Consider the following 17,063-nt stretch of genomic DNA (forward strand, 5'->3'; position numbering starts at 1 on the left):
GACCCTCCCGGTCACAGCGCTAGGGGGTGTCCGGCGGGTTGTCGTGGAGCAGCCGCTGGAAGAGGCGGTGGTCACGCCAGGCGCCGTCGATGTGCAGGTAGCGGGGGGCGAGGCCGATGGGCTCGAAGCCGGCTTTGGCGAGGACCCGTTGGGAGGCCACGTTGTCGACGAGGGTGCCCGCCTCGATCCGGTGCAGCCCGACCTCGTCACGGGCGATCCGGCAGACCTCCTCCAGGGCGGCGGTGGCCAGCCCCTTCCCGGCCCGCGCCCGATCCACCCAGTAGCCCACTCCGCCGCTGCGGAAGGGGCCGAGCGCGATGCCGCCGAGGTTGATGACGCCGACGGGCGTGTCGCCCGCGACGAGGACGAACGGCAGGAGCCGGCCGCCGTCCCGGTCGGCCAGCAGCGCCGCGATCCGCTCCCGCTGCCCGGCCTCGGTGTAGTACTCCTCGGGCCGTCGCGGTTCGAACGGCGCCATGTACTCCCGGTTCCGCGCGAGCGCCCCGGCCAACCCCGCGGCGTCATCCATGGTGACGCCCCTCATCTCCACCCCGTTGATCATCACGCCGGCACGCTAACCCGCGCCCCCGCCCGACACCAGCCCCACGGTTCCAGCCTGGTGGTAGGGGCACCCCCGGCCGGAGTACGGGGGTGATCGAGGCGCGGGGCTCGGGGCGGAGCGAGCCCCGGAAAGCGCGGCGCGGCCGGAGCCGCGCAGCGCGCCGGCGCCGCACCCGATCCCGGTGCCCCCGACCCGCGGGCGGGCCCCGGCTCCGCCGGACCCGCTACACCCCCGGCGGGACCCCGTACCCGTCCCCGCCCGCGTCCAGCGACAGCCGGTACCCCCGCTTCACCACCGTCTGGATCAGCCTCGGCACCCCCAGCGCCGCCCGCAGCCGCGCCATCGCCGTCTCCACGGCGTGCTCGTCCCGCCCCGCCCCCGGCAGCACCCGCAGCAGTTCCGCCCGCCCCACGACCCACCCCGGCCGCCGCGCCAGCGCCCCCAGCAGCGCCATACCCGCCGGCGGCACCGGCCGCAGCTCCGCGTCGACGAGCACCCCGTGGCCCCGGATCTCCAGTCGGTGCCCCGCCACCGGCAGGACCTTGGCCCGGCCCGGCAGCTCCTGGCACAGCACCTGCACCAGCGGCCCGATCCGGAACCGCTCCGGCTGCACCGTCGGCACCCCCTCCGCCTGGAGCGGCAGCGCCGTCACCGGCCCCACGCACGCCGACAGCACGTCCCCGCGCAGCCCCTCCAGCACCGCCTCCCGCATTCCCCGCCCGTCCGCCCGGGACAGCAGCGAGGCCGCCGCCGGGGCGGAGGTGAAGGCGAGGGCGTCGACCCCGCCGGTGGCGACGGCGTCCAGGAGCCGGTCCAGCGGGGCCGGGTCCTCCGGCGGCATCCACCGGTACACCGGTACGACCACCACCTCCGCCCCGGCCGCCCTGAGCGTCTCGACGAACCCGGGCAGCGGCTCGCCGTGCAACTGGAGCGCGACGCGCCGCCCGGCCACTCCCCCCGCGAGCAGCCGGTCCAGTACTTCGGCGAGGGACTCGGACCCCGGCGACCAGGCCTCCACCAGTCCGGCGGCGCGTACCGCGCCCTTGACCTTCGGCCCGCGCGCCAGCAGTTCCGTGGCCCGCAGCCGATCGAGCAGTTCCTCGCCGATCCCCCAGCCGTCGGCGGCCTCGATCCACCCGCGGAACCCGATCGCGGTGGTGGCGACCACCACGTCCGGGGTGCGTCGGATCAACTCCTTGGTGGCCTCCATGAGTTCACCGTCGTCGGCGAGTGGCACGATCCGCAGGGCCGGCGCGTGCAGCACGGTCGCGCCGCGCCGGCGCAGCAGGGCGATCAGCTCGTCGGCGCGGCGGGCGGCGGTGACCCCGACCGTGAACCCGGAGAGAGGGCCGGTGGCCGTTTCCGTGGCGGCGTCGTCGTCCATAGTGGTGTCCTGCCTCGCGCATGGGGTTGTCACGTGTGTCGCTCAACGGGAACCGAGCCTGCCAAATCGCCGTGACGGACTCGGTTCCGCCGTATTTCGCGGTCGTTAACCGCCGTTACACCGAGGTGAGCTGCTGCTTCGCCGCCGTCCCGGCCACCGGCTGTTCCGCGGCGGCCGGTCGGCGAAGGTATACCGCCCAGGTCACGGCGCAGCACACGGCGTAGAAGCCGAGGAAGGTGACGAAGGCGGCGGTGCCCGATCCGCCGTCCGTGAACGCCTGCCGGAAGACCAGGTTGATGCCGAGCCCGCCGAGGGCTCCCACGGCGCCGATCAGTCCCATGGACGCCCCGGAGAGCCGGCGTCCCCAGGCGGCGGCGTCCTCGCCCGTCATCCCGCGGGCCAGTGCCTTCGCCTGGAAGATCCCGGGGATCATCTTGTACGTGGAGCCGTTGCCGAGACCGCTCAGCGCGAACAGGGCCACGAAACCGACGAGGAACACGGGCAGCGACTCACGGACCGAGGCCAGTACGACCACCCCCGTCGCCGCCGCCATCGCGACGAACGTCGCCAGGGTGATCCGCGCCCCGCCCAGCCGGTCGGCGAGCGCCCCGCCCACCGGGCGGACCAGCGAGCCGAGGAGCGGTCCGATGAAGGTGAGGGAGGCGGCCTGGAGGGGGGTCCGGCCGAACTGCGTCTGCAGGACCAGCCCGAAGGCGAAGCTGTAGCCGATGAAGGAGCCGAAGGTGCCCACGTAGAGGAACGCCATGATCCAGGTGTGCGGGTCGCGTGCCGCGTCCCGTACGGCGCCGCCGTCGCCGCGCACCGGCGCCAGGTTGTCCATGCGGACGAGGGCCAGCGCCGCGGCGGCGAGGATCAGCGGGACGTACGCGGCGAGCAGCAGCCGTGGGTGCCCGGCCCCGGCGGTCCCGATGACCAGCAGGGCGACGAGCTGTACCACCGGTACGCCGATGTTGCCGCCGCCCGCGTTCAGGCCGAGCGCCCAGCCCTTCTTGCGCAGCGGGAAGAAGGCGTTGATGTTGGTCATGGACGAGGCGAAGTTGCCGCCGCCCACGCCGGTCAGGGCGGCGACGGCGACGAAGACCCCGTAGGGGGTGCCGGGTTCCATCACCACGAGCGCGGCCACGGTCGGCGCGAGGAGCAGCAGGGCGCTGACGACGGTCCAGTCGCGGCCGCCGAAGCGGGCGACGGCGAAGGTGTACGGGATGCGTACCAGCGCGCCGACGGCGGTGGCGGTCGCGATGAGGAAGAACTTCCCGGCGGGGTCGATCCCGTACCCGGGTCCCATGAAGAGCACCATCACGGACCAGAGGGACCAGATGGAGAACCCGATGTGCTCGGAGAACACCGAGTAGAGCAGGTTCCGCTTGGCGGTCTTCTCTCCGGTCTCCTTCCAGAACGTCTCGTCCTCGGGGTCCCACCGCTCGATCCAGCGGCCCCTTTCGCGCGGTGCGGTCGTACCGGTGGTCATCACACGCCTCCACAGCTGTCGCGTCCGTGGTGACGACCGTAGGAACGGCGCGTTTCGGCCCCGGTCCCCGGCTGATGACCGCCGGGAAACCTTGCTCTCACCCGCCGCCGGGAGCGCCTGTGAGCGCGGCCGGGCGCCAGGCGCCGGGGGGTACCTCCAGCCAGCCGCGGGCGGCGGCGCCGGCGGACGCGGCCTCGCGGAGGGCGTCGAGGCCTGGGTGGGCGAAGCCCTTGCGCCACACCATCGACAGCGGGGACAGCGGCACGGGATCGACCAGCGGCCGTTTCGCGCAGCCGGGCAGGTCGGGGAAGTCGACGGTGACCAGGACGGGGTTGCGGGTCTTGGCCATGACCCGGCGGAACTCGTCCTTCCCGACGGCCGCGGGCGCGGGCGGCGCCAGTGCGATGCCCCGCCCGGCGAAGAGTTCGCGGGCGAGCCCGGTCCACTCCGAGGTGCGGGGGTTCCCGGCCCCGGCGTACACGGTCTCCCCGGCCAGCGCCGCGAGCGGCACCTCGCCGCGCGCGGCCAGGGGGTGCCCCTCGGGCAGCAGCACGGCGAGCGGCTCGTACCGGACGGGCCGATGGGCGAGGCGGGCCCGCAGCGCGGGGGCCAGGCCGTCGGCGTACCCGAAGGACACGTCCAGGCGCCCGGCGGCGATCTCGGCGGCGGCGTGCGTGAGCCCGCTCTCGAAGCGGGCCATCAGCTCGCAGGCGGGGGCCAGTTCGCGGGCGTGTTCCAGGACGGTGCGGGCGGTGCTCGGGCCGTCGGTGTTCAGGTCGACGAGCAGGGCCCGGGGTCCGGCGAAGGCGGCGGCGAGTTCCTCGTGCGCGGCGAGCACCTTGCGGGCGGGCGCCAGCAGCCGCTCCCCGTCCGCGGTGATTTCCACGGCGCGGGTGGTACGCAGGAACAGTGGGGCGCCGAGGAGCTGTTCGAGCCGTCGTACGTCCCGGCTCAGCGCCTGCTGCGCCACGTACAGGCGGGCCGCGGCGCGGGTGAAGTGGCGCTCTTCGGCGACGGCGACGAACCCGCGCAGCAGCCGGGGTTCCACATCACGGGGGATCACCCCGGGAGACTAACAACAGGAAGCGGTGAATGGCCCCGGAACAGGTGTTGGACCCCGTGGGCCGGGCGGCCGGAGGCTGTTCCCATGCCGTACGCGACCCCGACCCGCAGCCCCCTGATGACCGTCTCCGGCTCCACCCTCGTGCACGCCCCCTTCCCGCGCCCCTCGCACCGCTTTCCCGTCTCGACGCGCCCCTCGCACCACTCGGCCCCGGCGGGCCTCGCGGGCTTCGGGCCGCTGCGCCGGACTCCGTCCGTCGAAGGAGGGGCGCGGGCGCCCGAGGCCGCCCGGCCGGCCCGCCGGCCCGGCCCGTACCGGCGGCTGTTCGCCGTGCCCGGGGCCCGCGCCTTCACCGCCGGGAACCTGCTCGCCCGGCTGCCCATGGGGATGTTCGGGATCAGCGCGGTGATGATGATCGCCGGCCAGCGGGGTTCGTACGCGCTGGCCGGGGCCGTCACGGCGACCGGGATGGCGGCGACCGCGCTGGTCGCGCCGTGGACGGCCCGGCTGGTCGACCGCCACGGCCAGGCCCGGATCGCCGTCCCGGCCACGCTGATCGCGGTGCTGGGCTCGCTGGCCCTGGTGCTGAGCGTCCGCGCCCACGCACCGGCCTGGACCCTGTTCGCCTCGTACGCGGCGACCGCCACCACCCCCAACATCGGCGGCATGTCCCGCGCCCGCTGGACCCACCTGCTGCGCGAGCGCCCCGCCGAACACCACACGGCGATGTCCTTCGAACAGGCCGCGGACGAACTGTGCTACATGCTGGGCCCGGTCGTCGCGGCGTTCCTCTGCTCGGCCGTCTTCCCCGAGGCCGGCACCCTCACGGGGGCCGCCCTGCTGCTCACGGGGATGCTGCTCTTCACGTCCCGGCGGGCCACCGAGCCACCGGTGTCCGCCCTGCGCCCGCCCGGCTCGGCGCTGCGCGCGGTGGCTCCGCTGCTGCCGCTGTTCCTCGCGCTCGGCACGATGTTCGGCGCGATGGAGGTCACCTCGATCGCGCACCTCGGCGCCCTGGGCCTCGGCGCCGCCTCCGGGCCGGTCCTGGCCCTCCAGGCCCTGGGCTCCTGCGTGGCCGGTCTCCGCTACGGGGCCGTGCGCCCGCGGTCCCTGACCGCCTGCCTCCTGGCGCTGGCCGCGGCGATGACACTGCCGTGGGCGGCGGCCACGACGGGCTCGCTGCCGCTGCTGGCGACGGCCCTGCTGACGGCCGGCGTGGCGACGGCCCCGACGATGGTGACGGCGATGTCCCGCGTCCAGGCCGTCACCCCGCCCGGCCGCCTCAACGAAGGCATGACGGTCGCCGTCACCGCGATCCTCGGGGGCATCGCCCTCGGCTCGGCCACCGCGGGCCAGGTGATCGACCACCTCGGCCCGCCGACGGCCTACGCCCTCCCGGCCGCCGCGGCCCTCTCGGCCCTCTTCATCGCGGTCCGCCGTCAGCGGCCCCACTAGCCGTACCGCCTTCCGGTACGTAAGCTGTACCGCATACCGGTACGAGTGAACCAGGGGTGTGGACCATGTCGATAAGCGCCAGCGAAGCACGCGCGAGCCTCTTCCCGCTCATCGAGCGCGTGAACACCGATCACGACCCGGTGCGCATCACCTCTCGCCACGGGGACGCCGTCCTCATGTCCGCCGACGACTACGACTCCTGGCAGGAGACCGTCTACCTCCTGCGCTCGCCGGCCAACGCCCAGCGCTTGATGGAAGCCGTCGCACGCGACCGGGCAGCGGCCCCCGTCGTCGCCAAAACGATGGACGAGTTGCGCGAGCTGGCCGGGGGCGAGGAGTGAGGAGTGTCCACTTCGACGCCGACGCCTGGGAGGACTTCCTCTTCTGGCTGGCCTCCGACCGGAGGATGGCTCGCCGGATCACCCGCCTGAGCGGGGAGATCCAGCGCGATCCGTTCACCGGCATCGGTAAACCCGAGCCCCTGAAGGGCGAACTGTCGGGCTACTGGTCCCGCCGGATCGACGACGAACACCGTCTGGTGTACCGGGCCGACGAGGAGGAAGTGAAGATCCTCAAGGCCCGCTATCACTACTGACCCTTGGGCCGGAGCGGTCGGGCTGCCGCGTGGCGCGGCGCAGACGGGCCGGGCCGGGCCTGGCATGGCTGGCATGGCATGACGAAGGCCCCGCAGTCCGATGACTGCGGGGCCTTCGCCCACATGGGATGAGTGGAGATGGCGGGAATCGAACCCGCGTCCAACGGTGCAGAAGCAGGGCTTCTCCGAGCGCAGTCCGCTGCGCTTTTCTCGGCCCCGGAGATCACACGGACAAGTCTCCGACGGGCTCAGTCACTGTTTGGTTTCCCTCAGGCCCCCGTGACCGGGGCTAGAGGTTTAGATCCCTAGTTGACGCCAGGATCCGGACCGGGACCACTTCCGGGCTGACGCTCCTCACAGAGGCTTCAGCTCACTGTTATTAGGCAGCGAGGGTGAAGCGGGAGTTATCGCTCTTGGTGTTGGCGATTATTTTTTGCGACATAGGGTTAACGAGATCATTGCCGCTTCCTCGGCTCGCTTCCCCTGCATCGACATCCGCTGTCGAAACCGATCATCCCCATGTTTTTTTGACAAACCGCGCCACCCGGGGGCGGTGCGGTGCTGAACCCCATGGTACGCGAAGTGGACCACGGGATGCCAGGTGATTAAACCCGCGCCGCCGCACGCCCCACCACACGACCGCCGGGCGGCCTACACCGTGCCGCGCTGCTTGCGGCGGATCGCCGAGATCGCGCGGTTCGTCTCGCGGGTGTCCTGCTTCTCGCGCAGCGTCTGGCGCTTGTCGTACTCCTTCTTGCCCTTCGCCAGCGCGATCTCGATCTTCGCCCGACCGTCCTTGAAGTACAGCGTGAGCGGCACGATCGTGTGACCCGACTCGTCCGCCTTGCGCTCCAGCTTGTCGATCTCCTCCCGGTGCATCAGGAGCTTGCGCTTTCGCCGGGCGCTGTGGTTGGTCCACGTCCCCTGGCTGTACTCCGGCACGTGGACGTTGTAGAGCCACGCCTCGTTGCCCTCCACCGACACGAAGCCGTCCACGAGCGAGGCCCGGCCCTGGCGCAGGGACTTGACCTCGGTGCCCGTGAGCACGAGACCGCACTCGTAGGTGTCGATGATCGTGTAGTCGTGCCGCGCCTTCTTGTTCTGGGCGATCAGCTTCCGCCCTTTTTCCTTTGCCATAGTGCGGTCATTTTCGCACTACGGACCCACCCCGAGGCCACCCAATACCCGACGGGCCCGGTCTTCGACGCCGTCGCCCGCCGTCAGGTCGGGCGCGATGCCGTTCCCGTCGATGCTGCGGCCCTCCGGTGTGCGGTACGTGCCCACGGTCAGCTCCGCGACCGAGCCGTCCGGCAGCCGCGTCGGCATCTGCACCGCGCCCTTGCCGAAGGTGTGGGTGCCGACCGTGACCGCCCGGCCCCGGTCCTGGAGGGCGCCGGTGACGAGCTCGGCCGCGCTCATCGTGCCCCCGTCGACCAGCGCCACCAAGGGCCGCGCGGTGTCGCCGCCCGGCTCGGCGTACAGCGCGCGCTCGGAGCCCCGTACGTCGTACGTCGCCACGAGCCCCCCGTCCAGGAAGGCGGAGGCGGCCGTCACGGCCTCGGCGACCAGGCCGCCCGGGTTGCCGCGCAGGTCCAGCAGGACGCCCGCGCCGGGCGGGGCCGCGCGGACGGCGTCCCGGACGCGGTCCCCCGAGCCCCGGGTGAAGGAGGCGACCTTGATGACGGTGGTGCCGTCGGTGAGGCGCCGTACGGTCACGGGGTCGGCGCTCAGTTCCTCGCGGCGGACCGTCTCGGTGCGCTCGACGCCGTCCCGGCCCACGCGCAGCACGACCGGGGTCCCCGCCGTGCCGCGCAGCATCGCCACCACCTCGGCGACGGAGCACCCCGTGACGGCCCGGCCGTCCACGTCGAGCAGCAGGTCCCCGGCGCGCAGGCCGGCCCGGGCGGCGGGGCTTGCGGGCTGGACCCTGTCGACCTCGATGCGGCCGTCGCGGCGGCGCCCGGCCCACACCCCGACGCCGGTCCAGTGGCCGTCGAGGTCCTCGGTGAAGGCGGCGTACTCGTCCGGGTCGTAGACGGCGCCCCAGCGGTCACCGCTGCGGCTGACCTCCTCCTCGGCGGCCCGCTTGCCCGACCTGCCCCCGGCCACCGCCTCGGCGACGGCCCGGGCCACCGCGTCCCGGTCTGCGGTGGGTGGCCCGTCCCGGGGGACTTCGGCGGCGGCGGCCGCGGGGCGGGTGTCGGCCGGCGACCGCGGGGCGGCCTCGCCCGCACCCCAACACCCGGTACCGGCGCCCACGGTGACCGCCGCGAGGAAGGCCAACGTCAAAGCGGCCCCGCGACGCAGGTCGCGGGGCCGGGGACAGTGGACGGGGGGACCCGGCATGGCCCGAGTCTAGGACAAGGCCCGCGCGCGCACGCCGCGTTGGGCGCACCTCACACGGGGCGCTCGTCACACCTTCAGGCTCGTCACACCTTGAGATATTTACGCAACGCGACGAAGGCCGCCAGCGACGGCATGAGCAGGCCCACGACCAACACCAGCGGCAGCTTGGTGAAGACGGAGTCCCAGCCGATGAAGTTGATCAGTTCCAGCTTGTGCCGCAGGTCCACCCCGTGGTCGATCACGAAGTACTGCACCAGGCCCAGCATCACGCACGCGAGACCCGCGCCGATCACGCCGGCGACGGCCGCCTCCATGATGAAGGGAACCTGGATGTAGAAGCCGGAGGCGCCCACGAGCCGCATGATCCCGGTCTCGCGCCGACGGCTGAACGCCGAGACGCGCACCGTGTTGACGATCAGCAGCAGCGCCACGATCAGCATGATCAGCATGATGCCGAGCGCCGCGATGTTGAGCGTGCCGAGGAGGCTGAACAGGTTGTCCACCTCGGAGCTCTGGTCGGCCACCGACTGGACACCGTCCCGGCCGGCGAACGCGGAGGTGATGACCTGGTACTTCTCCGGGTTCTTCAGCTTGACCCGGAAGGAGTCCGGCATCTGGTCGGGGGTGACGACCGAGGCCAGCGCGGTCTGCCCGTACCGCTCCTTGTAGTGCTTGTACGCCTCGTCCGAGGACTCGTACGTGACGCTCTGCACGACGTCCAGCTTCTTGAGGTCGGCCCCGATCTGCTGCCGCTGCTCGGGGGTCACCGCCCCCTTGGCGCACGTGGTGCTCCCGCCGGCGGTCCCGCCGCTCCCCGACTTCCCCGGGTCGTTCTTCTGCGCCTCCGCGTCCTTCTGCGCTTCGGCGGCGTTCTCCGCGTCGCTCTTGTTGCAGAGGTAGACGGTGACGTTGACCTTGTCGTACCAGTACCCCTTCATCGCGCTGACCTGGTCGCGCATGAGCAGGGAGCCACCGAACAGGGCCAGCGACAGGGCCACGGAAATGATGACCGCGAAGGTCATGGTGAGATTGCGACGGAGACCGACGCCGATCTCCGACATGACGAACTGGGCGCGCATGGCGTCCTTTCAGTGCTGGTAGCCGTAGACGCCGCGCGACTGGTCGCGCACGAGACGGCCCTGTTCGAGTTCGATGACGCGCTTGCGCATCTGGTCCACGATCTGCTGGTCGTGCGTCGCCATGATCACCGTGGTGCCGGTCCGGTTGATCCGGTCGAGCAGCTTCATGATGCCGACGGAGGTCTGCGGGTCGAGGTTGCCGGTCGGCTCGTCCGCGATCAGCAGGGCCGGGCGGTTGACGAAGGCGCGGGCGATGGCGACGCGCTGCTGTTCGCCGCCGGACAGCTCACCGGGCATCCGGCCCTCCTTGCCACCCAGGCCCACCAGCTCCAGGACCTGGGGGACGGCCTTGCGGATCTCGCCGCGCGGCTTGCCGATGACCTCCTGCGCGAAGGCGACGTTCTCCGCAACCGTCTTGTTGGGCAGCAGCCGGAAGTCCTGGAACACGGTCCCCAACTGGCGCCGCATGTGCGGGACCTTCCAATTGGAGAGCTTGGCGAGGTCCTTGCCCAGGACGTGGACCTGTCCGTGGCTGGCCCGCTCCTCGCGCAGCACCAGCCGCAGGAACGTGGACTTGCCGGAGCCGGAGGAGCCGACGAGGAAGACGAACTCGCCCTTCGCGATCTCCAGCGAGACATCTCTGAGTGCGGGGCGGCTCTGCTTCGGGTAGGACTTGGAGACGTTGTCGAATCGGATCACGGGTGCACCACGGTCGCCGGGAGTAGGTGTGCGTGACCATACGCGAACGGGCGCGGGGTGTGGGCGCGGCCACCACAGTTGCCCGATATGTCCACGGGTCGCGGGGCGGGCGGGACGGTGATTGCCCGGACGGGCCGCGCCGAATGTCGCCGGAGCCGGCACAGTGGTAGGGGGAACGGACTCGTTCCCCGCGCCGTTGTACCGGTAGTGGTCATACCGGTGAGCGTCGTACCGGTGGTCGTACCGGCTGTACCAGGGGACGAGAGGAGGAGCGCATGACATATGACCGGCTCGTGTGCGCGAACTGCGCCGCACCCGTGAGCCAGGGCCGCTGCCCTGTGTGCCGGGCGAACCGGGAGCGCCTCCAGCAGGAGAGCCCCTTCGCAGGCATGAACCCGATGGCGCTCATCGCGCTGCTGGTGGTGCTGGTCGCCGCCCTCGCGGTGGTGGCCAAGGCCGCGTAGCCGCGCCGCGTCCCGATCGGACGTCACCGCACCGTGCGAACGACGAGGGCCCGGACACCGTCGGGTGTCCGGGCCCTCGCCACGTCCGGGTGGGTTACGCGGTCTGCTCCTGCTGCTTGCGCCAGCGGATGCCGGCCTCCAGGAAGCCGTCGATCTCGCCGTCGAGGACCGCCTGCGGGTTGCCGACCTCGAACTCCGTCCGCAGGTCCTTGACCATCTGGTACGGGTGCAGGACGTAGGACCGCATCTGGTTGCCCCAGGAGCTGCCGCCGTCCTTGAGGGCGTCCATCCTGGCCTGCTCCTCCTGGCGGCGCCGCTCCAGCAGCTTGGCCTGGAGCACGTTCATCGCGCTGGCCTTGTTCTGGATCTGCGAGCGCTCGTTCTGGCAGGAGACGACGATGCCGGTCGGCAGGTGCGTGATGCGCACCGCCGAGTCCGTGGTGTTGACGCCCTGGCCGCCGGGGCCGGAGGCGCGGTACACGTCGATGCGCAGCTCGCCCTCGTCGATCTCGACGTGGTCGCTCGATTCGACGACCGGCAGCACCTCGACGCCCGCGAAGGACGTCTGGCGGCGGCCCTGGTTGTCGAAGGGCGAGATCCGCACGAGGCGGTGCGTGCCCTGCTCGACGGAGAGGGTGCCGTAGGCGTACGGGGCCTTGACCACGAAGGTGGTCGACTTGATGCCGGCCTCTTCGGCGTACGAGGTCTCGTACACCTCGGTGGCGTAGCCGTGCCGCTCCGCCCAGCGCAGGTACATGCGCTGGAGGCGCTCGGCGAAGTCGGAGGCGTCGACGCCGCCGGCCTCGGCGCGGATGTTGACCAGGGCCTCGCGCTCGGCGTACTCGCCGGAGAGCAGGGTCCGGACCTCCATCTCGTCCAGCGCCTTGCGCACGGAGACCAGCTCGGCCTCCGCCTCCGCGAGGGTCTCCGCGTCGTCCATCTCCTGGGCGAGCTCGAACAGCACGGCGAGGTCGTCGATGCGCCCGCGCAGCGTCTCGGTCTTGCGCACCTCGGCCTGGAGGTGCGAAAGCTTGCTCGTGATCTTCTGGGCGGCCTCCGGGTCGTCCCACAGGGACGGCGCGGCTGCCTGCTCCTCGAGCACGGCGATATCTGCCCTCAGCTTGTCGAGGTCCAGGACGGCCTCGATCGACCCCATGGTCGAGGAGAGGGACTTCAGCTCTTCGGAAACATCGACGACTGCCACGGGTCCAGCGTAGCCGGTCCGCCGGCGGCACTCTCCGGCCAGGCCGGATCGGCCCGTACAGATCACGGTGGGTACGGGCGTACGCTCACCGTATGACCGTTCTACTCGTGAAGCGCCGCCATGTGGATCACATGCGTGTCACCACCACGAGCTGTCTGCCGCCGGACCTCGCACAAGCCTGATCAAACCCGATCCGACTTCGGTCCTGTACGCGGCTACGCGGCCTCCCGGCGCCACCCTTGCCGACGGCCTTCCCCACCCGCTGCCCCCGCCACCTCCGGGGAACAGGACCCCGTGACATCCGAAACGGAGCCGTCATGCCGTCCGCGCACCCTTCTCCTTCGTCTTCCTCCGCTTCCCCGGCCTCCTCCGTCCCCTCGCTCGCGGTCATCGACCTGTCCCGGGCGGACGACCCCGCCGAGCGCGCCGACTTCCTCAAGCAGTTGCACGCCGCCGCCCGCGACACCGGGTTCCTGTACCTGACCGGGCACGGCATCGGTGAGGCCGAGACGGCCCGCATCCTGGAGCTGACCAGGGCCTTCTTCGAGCTTCCCGAGGCGGACCGGCTGGCCGTCAGCAACCTGAACTCGCCCCACTTCCGCGGCTACACCCGGATCGGGCACGAGCTGACCGGCGGGGCCTCGGACTGGCGGGACCAACTGGACGTCGGCGCGGAGCGGCCCGCGCCGGAGCTGGGGCCGGACGACCCGGCGTACCTGTGGTTGGAGGGGCCCAACCAGTGGCCCGAGGCGCTGCCGGAGCTGCGCGAGGTGGTGCTGGACTGGCAGGCGCGGCTCGCCTCCGTCGCCCACCGACTGCTCCAGGAGCTGCTGGCCTCGATCGGCGCCCCGCCGGACTTCTTCGACGCGGCCTTCGCCGACCGGCCGCACCTGCATACGAAGCTGATCCGCTACCCGGGGTCGGACCCTTCCGGCGCGGACCAGGGAGTCGGCGCGCACAAGGACTACGGGTTCCTGACGCTGCTGCTCCAGGACTCGGTGGGCGGACTCCAGGTGGTGCGGGACGGCGGCTACGTCGACATCCCGCCGCGGCCGGGGGCGTTCGTCGTCAACCTCGGCGAGCTGCTGGAAATCGCGACGGAGGGCTACTTCACGGCCACCGACCACCGGGTGGTGAGCCCGCCGGGGGCGGTGGAGCGGTTCTCGGTGCCGTTCTTCTACAACCCGCGGCTGGACGCGGTGGTGGAGACGGTGCCGGGCGACTACCTGCGGGCGGCGCCGGGCGTGGCGCACGACGCGTCGAACCCGCTGCACGCGGAGTACGGCCGCAACGAGCTCAAGGGCTGGGTCCGCGCCCACCCCGAGGTGGCGCGCCGCTGGCACCCCGAGCTGGTCTCGGCGTAGGCCGGGTCCCACGGGCCGGTCGGTCCTACGGCCGGCCCGTGGCTTGACGGCCGGGCCCGGTCTACCGGCGGCGGCCGGCGGCCGGCTAAGGGCGGCCCCGAGGTTACGGCCGGGCCGGCGCGGAGTGCTTGGCGTCCTGAGGGGCCGGGGCGCCGTCGGAGTCGCCCGACACCGCGAGCCAGGTGCCGACGCCGACCGCCGCGGCCAGTGTCACCGCCGAGACCGACAGCATCAGCCGGCGCCTGCGCACCGCCTCGGCCCGGTGCCGCGCGGAGCCCGGCCGGTGGCCGCCGGCCGGGCGCGGCACCCGGGCCGTGCCGAGCGCGCCGCCCGCCAGCTCCTCCGGTCCCGGCACCCGCATCGAGGTGTGGGTGTCCCGGTTGGAGTCGGTGGCCGAGCCCGGGACGAGCGGCACCACGCCCCGCCGCCGCGTCAGGTCGGCGGGGACGGTCTCCTCGGCCTCCACGGGCTCCTGGTCCGCGTCGTCCGGCTCGTCCACGTCCAGCGGGGGCATCCCCGCCAGCAGCGGCAGCAGGTCCCGTAGCCGGGCCGACAGCTCGGACGCCCGCAGCCGTGACGCCGGGGCCTTGGCCAGGCACTGCACCATCAGCTGCCACAGCTCGTCCGGGATGCCGGGCAGCGGCACGACGGTCTCGGTGACGTGCCGGCGCAGCACTGCGCCGGGGTGGCCGCCGCCGAAGGGGGTGAACCCGGCGAGCAGCTCGTAGAGCACCGTGGCCAGGGCGTATATGTCGACCGCCGCCCGCGGGGGCAGCCCCTCGACGATCTCCGGGGCCAGGTAGTCCGGCGTGCCGATGATCCGGGTGCTGGGCGCCGACGCCCGGCCCGCCGCGGTCCGGCGCGGCGAGTCGATCAGCTTGGCGACGCCGAAGTCGGTCAGCAGCGCGGGGTGGGCGCCGCCGGGGCCGAGCGGGCCCTGCATGTCCAGCAGGACGTTCTCCGGCTTGACGTCGCGGTGCACGACGCCCGCCGCGTGGGCGGCGGCCAGCGCGTCGGCGACGTCCGCGACGATGGCCACGGCCGCCTCGGGGGCCAGCCGCCGCTCCCGGTCGAGGCGCGTGCGCAGGTCCGTACCGCGGACGAGGTCCATGACGAGGGCGAGGTCGTCGCCGTCCACGACGAGGTCGCGGACGGAGACGACGTGCGGGTGGTCCAGGCCGAGCAGCGCGCTGCGCTCCTGGACGAAGCGTCCGACCAGCTCCTGGTCGGACGCGAGGTCCTCGCGCAGCAGTTTGACGGCGACGGGCCCGTCCGGCCCCTCGCCCAGCCACACCGTGCCCGCGCTGCCGCGCCCAAGGATCTGGTGCGCGGTGTACCGGCTGCCGATCTTCCGTGCCACGACTGCTCCCTCAGCGGCTGGCGTACGCACCAAAGCTACGCGGCCGGGTGCGGGTTTTAGGCCAGTAGGGGGTCCGATTCGCGGCGACCTTCACTTCTGCGGGCGAAATCACGTCCCAGAAGTCGACAAATCCACGAAGTCGGTGCCGAGCCGGTCGTGACGGTGGATCAGGAGCCCTGGCCGCCGGTGGAGTCGCCGAGGGTGGAGACCCAGTCGGCGGCGTCCCGGCCCCAGGTCCACAGTTGGTCCCACCACCCCTTGCCGGTGCCGATCCACTCCTGGAGCGGGGTCAGCTCCCACACCAACCAGCCCGCGACGAAGAACAGCAGGATCATCACCAGGCAGCCCTTGAGGCAGCCGAGCCCGGGGATGCGGACCGGGTTGGCGCTGCGGCGGCGCGGCTCGCGCGGCTCCCGGGGGGCCGGCTGCTGCGGCGGCGGCGCCTGCGGCCGGACCGGCTGCTGCCGGTACTGGGGCTGCTGCGGGGCCTGGGGCTGGTGCTGGGGCTGCCGGTACTGGGGTTGCTGCTGCTGGGGCTGGTATTGGGGAGGCTGCTGGTACTGCGGCGGCTGGGGTTGGTACTGCTGCGGCTGCTGGTACTGCTGCTGCTGCCGGTACGGGGGCTGCTGGGGCGGCGGGGGCGCCTGCCGCTGCGGGCGGCGGCGCAGGGGGTCGTCGTCGGGACTGAGGTACTGCATCTGCGTCTGCTCGTTGCGGTCGCGGGCCGCGCGCATCTGCGACTGCCACGGGTGCGGCTGGTCCGGCCGCTCCACCGGCGGCATGACGGACGTCGCGTCGGCGGCCGGCGCCCCGGTGCTCGGCAGCACGGTCGTCGCGTCGGCCCCGCCGACGGGGGGCATCACGCTGGTCATGGCGTTGGGGTCATAGGCGCCGCCCATCGGGGACGACGCGCCCGCGGGCAGCACCTGGGTCGCGTCGGCGCCCCCCGGCGCCGTCGGTACGGGCGCGGGCGAGGGGTCGGGCGCCAGCAGCGCGCCCACGCCCAGCGCGGCCTCCACCTCGGCGGGCGAGGAGTGCACGCCGATGCCCGAGGCGACCACGCGCAGGCCGCGGGCCAGGCTCTCGGCGCTGGGGCGCTCGTCCGGCTCCTTGCTCAGGCAGTGCCGGATCACCGTCCAGACCGGCTCGGGAAGGCTCGGCGGGCGCTGCGGCTCCTCGCTGAGGTGGCGGTGGAGCACTTCGAGCGCGGTGCCGCCGGCGAACGGCGGGCGGCCGGTGACCAGTTCGTAGAGCAGGATCCCGGCGCCGTAGATGTCGACCGCGGAGGTCTGCGGGCGGCCCTCGGCGGACTCGGGCGCGACGTAGGCGGGGGTACCGACGAACTCGTGCGTGCGCGTCAGGCCCGGAGAGTCGGCGAGGCGGGCGATGCCGAAGTCCGTGAGCATCGGCTTCATCTGGCCGTGGCGCTCGTCGAGGAGGACGTTGGCGGGCTTCAGGTCCCGGTGCACGACGCCGTCGGCGTGGCTGGCGGCGAGCGCGTCCGCGATCTGGGCGGTCAGCAGGCTCGCGGCGACGGGACTGAACGGGCCGTTCTCGCGGAGGTACCGGTGCAGGTCGGGGCCGTCGATCAGGTCCATGACCAGGGCCAGCAGGTCACCCTCGACGACGAGGTCGCGGGTGCGGACGATGTTGGGGTGCGTCAGGCGCAGCAGGACCGAACGCTCGCGCAGGAAGCGCATGACGATGTCCGGGTCCTGGGCCAGCTCCTCCTTGAGGACCTTGATGGCCACGGTCTCGCCGGGCTGTCCGGCGACGGCTGCCTCGGCGCCGGCGGCCTCCCTCTGGCGGGCCCGCCAGACGGTACCGGTGGCGCCGCGCCCGAGGGGCTCCTCAAGCAGGTACTTGCTGCCCACTGGCCGCACGTCTCGCGCTCCCCTGCTGTCGTGTTTCTGTCGTCTGGTTTCGGATGATTCCGAGCTGTGTTTTCCGGCCCACTCTAGGGGGTGTACCGAGGGAAGACGCCGAGCGGCGGAGGTTG

At 72.6% G+C, this 17,063-nt stretch carries 16 protein-coding genes and 1 other RNA gene; 5 read left to right on the forward strand and 12 right to left on the reverse strand.

The window, feature by feature from the left end; genetic code table 11:
* Nucleotides 1-19: 19 nt before the first annotated feature.
* From ABZ934_RS21330 to ABZ934_RS21345, 4 genes are all read right to left on the reverse strand, one after another.
* Nucleotides 20-562: a GNAT family protein gene (locus ABZ934_RS21330; RefSeq protein ID WP_361315543.1), complete on the reverse strand. Its 543-nt coding sequence runs from the start codon at nucleotides 560-562 to the stop codon at nucleotides 20-22.
* Between the two features lie 223 nt (nucleotides 563-785).
* Entirely contained in the window at nucleotides 786-1,946 is a 1,161-nt protein-coding gene (locus ABZ934_RS21335; RefSeq protein WP_361315421.1) for a uroporphyrinogen-III synthase, read from the reverse strand.
* A 115-nt stretch (nucleotides 1,947-2,061) separates the two neighbouring features.
* Nucleotides 2,062-3,435 (reverse strand): nitrate/nitrite transporter, encoded by a 1,374-nt coding sequence (locus tag ABZ934_RS21340; protein WP_361315424.1) that lies wholly within the window; start codon nucleotides 3,433-3,435, stop codon nucleotides 2,062-2,064.
* Between the two features lie 97 nt (nucleotides 3,436-3,532).
* Nucleotides 3,533-4,498 (reverse strand): LysR family transcriptional regulator, encoded by a 966-nt coding sequence (locus ABZ934_RS21345; RefSeq protein ID WP_361315426.1) that lies wholly within the window; start codon nucleotides 4,496-4,498, stop codon nucleotides 3,533-3,535.
* An 84-nt stretch (nucleotides 4,499-4,582) separates the two neighbouring features.
* Between ABZ934_RS21345 and ABZ934_RS21350 the strand changes: the two genes are divergently transcribed.
* The 3 genes from ABZ934_RS21350 (at nucleotide 4,583) to ABZ934_RS21360 (ending at nucleotide 6,548) form a co-directional block, all read left to right on the forward strand.
* The gene (locus ABZ934_RS21350; RefSeq protein WP_361315429.1) at nucleotides 4,583-5,953 is read left to right on the forward strand and encodes an MFS transporter; all 1,371 of its coding nucleotides are present in this window, start codon (nucleotides 4,583-4,585) and stop codon (nucleotides 5,951-5,953) included.
* Between the two features lie 65 nt (nucleotides 5,954-6,018).
* A complete protein-coding gene (locus ABZ934_RS21355) occupies nucleotides 6,019-6,294 on the forward strand; it encodes a type II toxin-antitoxin system Phd/YefM family antitoxin (RefSeq protein WP_361315431.1) in 276 nt (91 codons plus the stop codon).
* Nucleotides 6,291-6,548, forward strand: a complete 258-nt coding sequence (locus ABZ934_RS21360) for a Txe/YoeB family addiction module toxin (RefSeq protein WP_361315433.1) — start codon at nucleotides 6,291-6,293, stop codon at nucleotides 6,546-6,548. The genes ABZ934_RS21355 and ABZ934_RS21360 overlap by 4 nt, the downstream gene beginning before the upstream one ends.
* Before the next feature lie 130 nt (nucleotides 6,549-6,678).
* On the opposite strand, the gene ssrA is transcribed toward ABZ934_RS21360, so the two are convergent.
* The 5 genes from ssrA to ftsE form a co-directional block, all read right to left on the reverse strand.
* Nucleotides 6,679-7,067: a transfer-messenger RNA gene (gene ssrA / locus ABZ934_RS21365) on the reverse strand.
* Nucleotides 7,068-7,199: 132 nt separating this feature from the next.
* Nucleotides 7,200-7,685 (reverse strand): SsrA-binding protein SmpB, encoded by a 486-nt coding sequence (gene smpB / locus ABZ934_RS21370; RefSeq protein ID WP_136214441.1) that lies wholly within the window; start codon nucleotides 7,683-7,685, stop codon nucleotides 7,200-7,202.
* Nucleotides 7,686-7,703: 18 nt separating this feature from the next.
* Nucleotides 7,704-8,894: a S41 family peptidase gene (locus tag ABZ934_RS21375; protein ID WP_361315435.1), complete on the reverse strand. Its 1,191-nt coding sequence runs from the start codon at nucleotides 8,892-8,894 to the stop codon at nucleotides 7,704-7,706.
* 83 nt (nucleotides 8,895-8,977) lie between these two features.
* Entirely contained in the window at nucleotides 8,978-9,973 is a 996-nt protein-coding gene (gene ftsX / locus ABZ934_RS21380; RefSeq protein ID WP_361315437.1) for a permease-like cell division protein FtsX, read from the reverse strand.
* A 9-nt stretch (nucleotides 9,974-9,982) separates the two neighbouring features.
* Nucleotides 9,983-10,672 (reverse strand): cell division ATP-binding protein FtsE, encoded by a 690-nt coding sequence (gene ftsE / locus ABZ934_RS21385; RefSeq protein WP_136214444.1) that lies wholly within the window; start codon nucleotides 10,670-10,672, stop codon nucleotides 9,983-9,985.
* A gap of 275 nt (nucleotides 10,673-10,947) precedes the next feature.
* On the opposite strand from ftsE, the gene ABZ934_RS21390 reads away from it, so the two are divergent.
* Nucleotides 10,948-11,136 (forward strand): hypothetical protein, encoded by a 189-nt coding sequence (locus ABZ934_RS21390; protein ID WP_361315440.1) that lies wholly within the window; start codon nucleotides 10,948-10,950, stop codon nucleotides 11,134-11,136.
* Between the two features lie 94 nt (nucleotides 11,137-11,230).
* Here ABZ934_RS21390 and prfB read toward each other — a convergent pair whose 3' ends face one another.
* Nucleotides 11,231-12,340, reverse strand: coding sequence for a peptide chain release factor 2 (gene prfB, locus ABZ934_RS21395; RefSeq protein ID WP_361315442.1), 1,110 nt, complete (start codon nucleotides 12,338-12,340; stop codon nucleotides 11,231-11,233).
* Between the two features lie 317 nt (nucleotides 12,341-12,657).
* Between prfB and ABZ934_RS21400 the strand changes: the two genes are divergently transcribed.
* Entirely contained in the window at nucleotides 12,658-13,704 is a 1,047-nt protein-coding gene (locus tag ABZ934_RS21400; protein WP_361315445.1) for a 2-oxoglutarate and iron-dependent oxygenase domain-containing protein, read from the forward strand.
* A 103-nt stretch (nucleotides 13,705-13,807) separates the two neighbouring features.
* Here ABZ934_RS21400 and ABZ934_RS21405 read toward each other — a convergent pair whose 3' ends face one another.
* Together ABZ934_RS21405 and ABZ934_RS21410 are read right to left on the reverse strand one after the other, a co-directional pair.
* Entirely contained in the window at nucleotides 13,808-15,064 is a 1,257-nt protein-coding gene (locus ABZ934_RS21405; RefSeq protein WP_361315448.1) for a serine/threonine-protein kinase, read from the reverse strand.
* Between the two features lie 167 nt (nucleotides 15,065-15,231).
* Nucleotides 15,232-16,947 carry a protein kinase gene (locus ABZ934_RS21410; RefSeq protein ID WP_361315450.1) on the reverse strand — a complete coding sequence of 572 codons (1,716 nt, stop codon included), beginning with the start codon at nucleotides 16,945-16,947 and terminating at the stop codon, nucleotides 15,232-15,234.
* Nucleotides 16,948-17,063: the final 116 nt, after the last annotated feature.

Origin of the sequence: Streptomyces sp. NPDC046557 (assembly GCF_040645975.1) — a bacterium.
GTDB lineage: Bacteria > Actinomycetota > Actinomycetes > Streptomycetales > Streptomycetaceae > Streptomyces.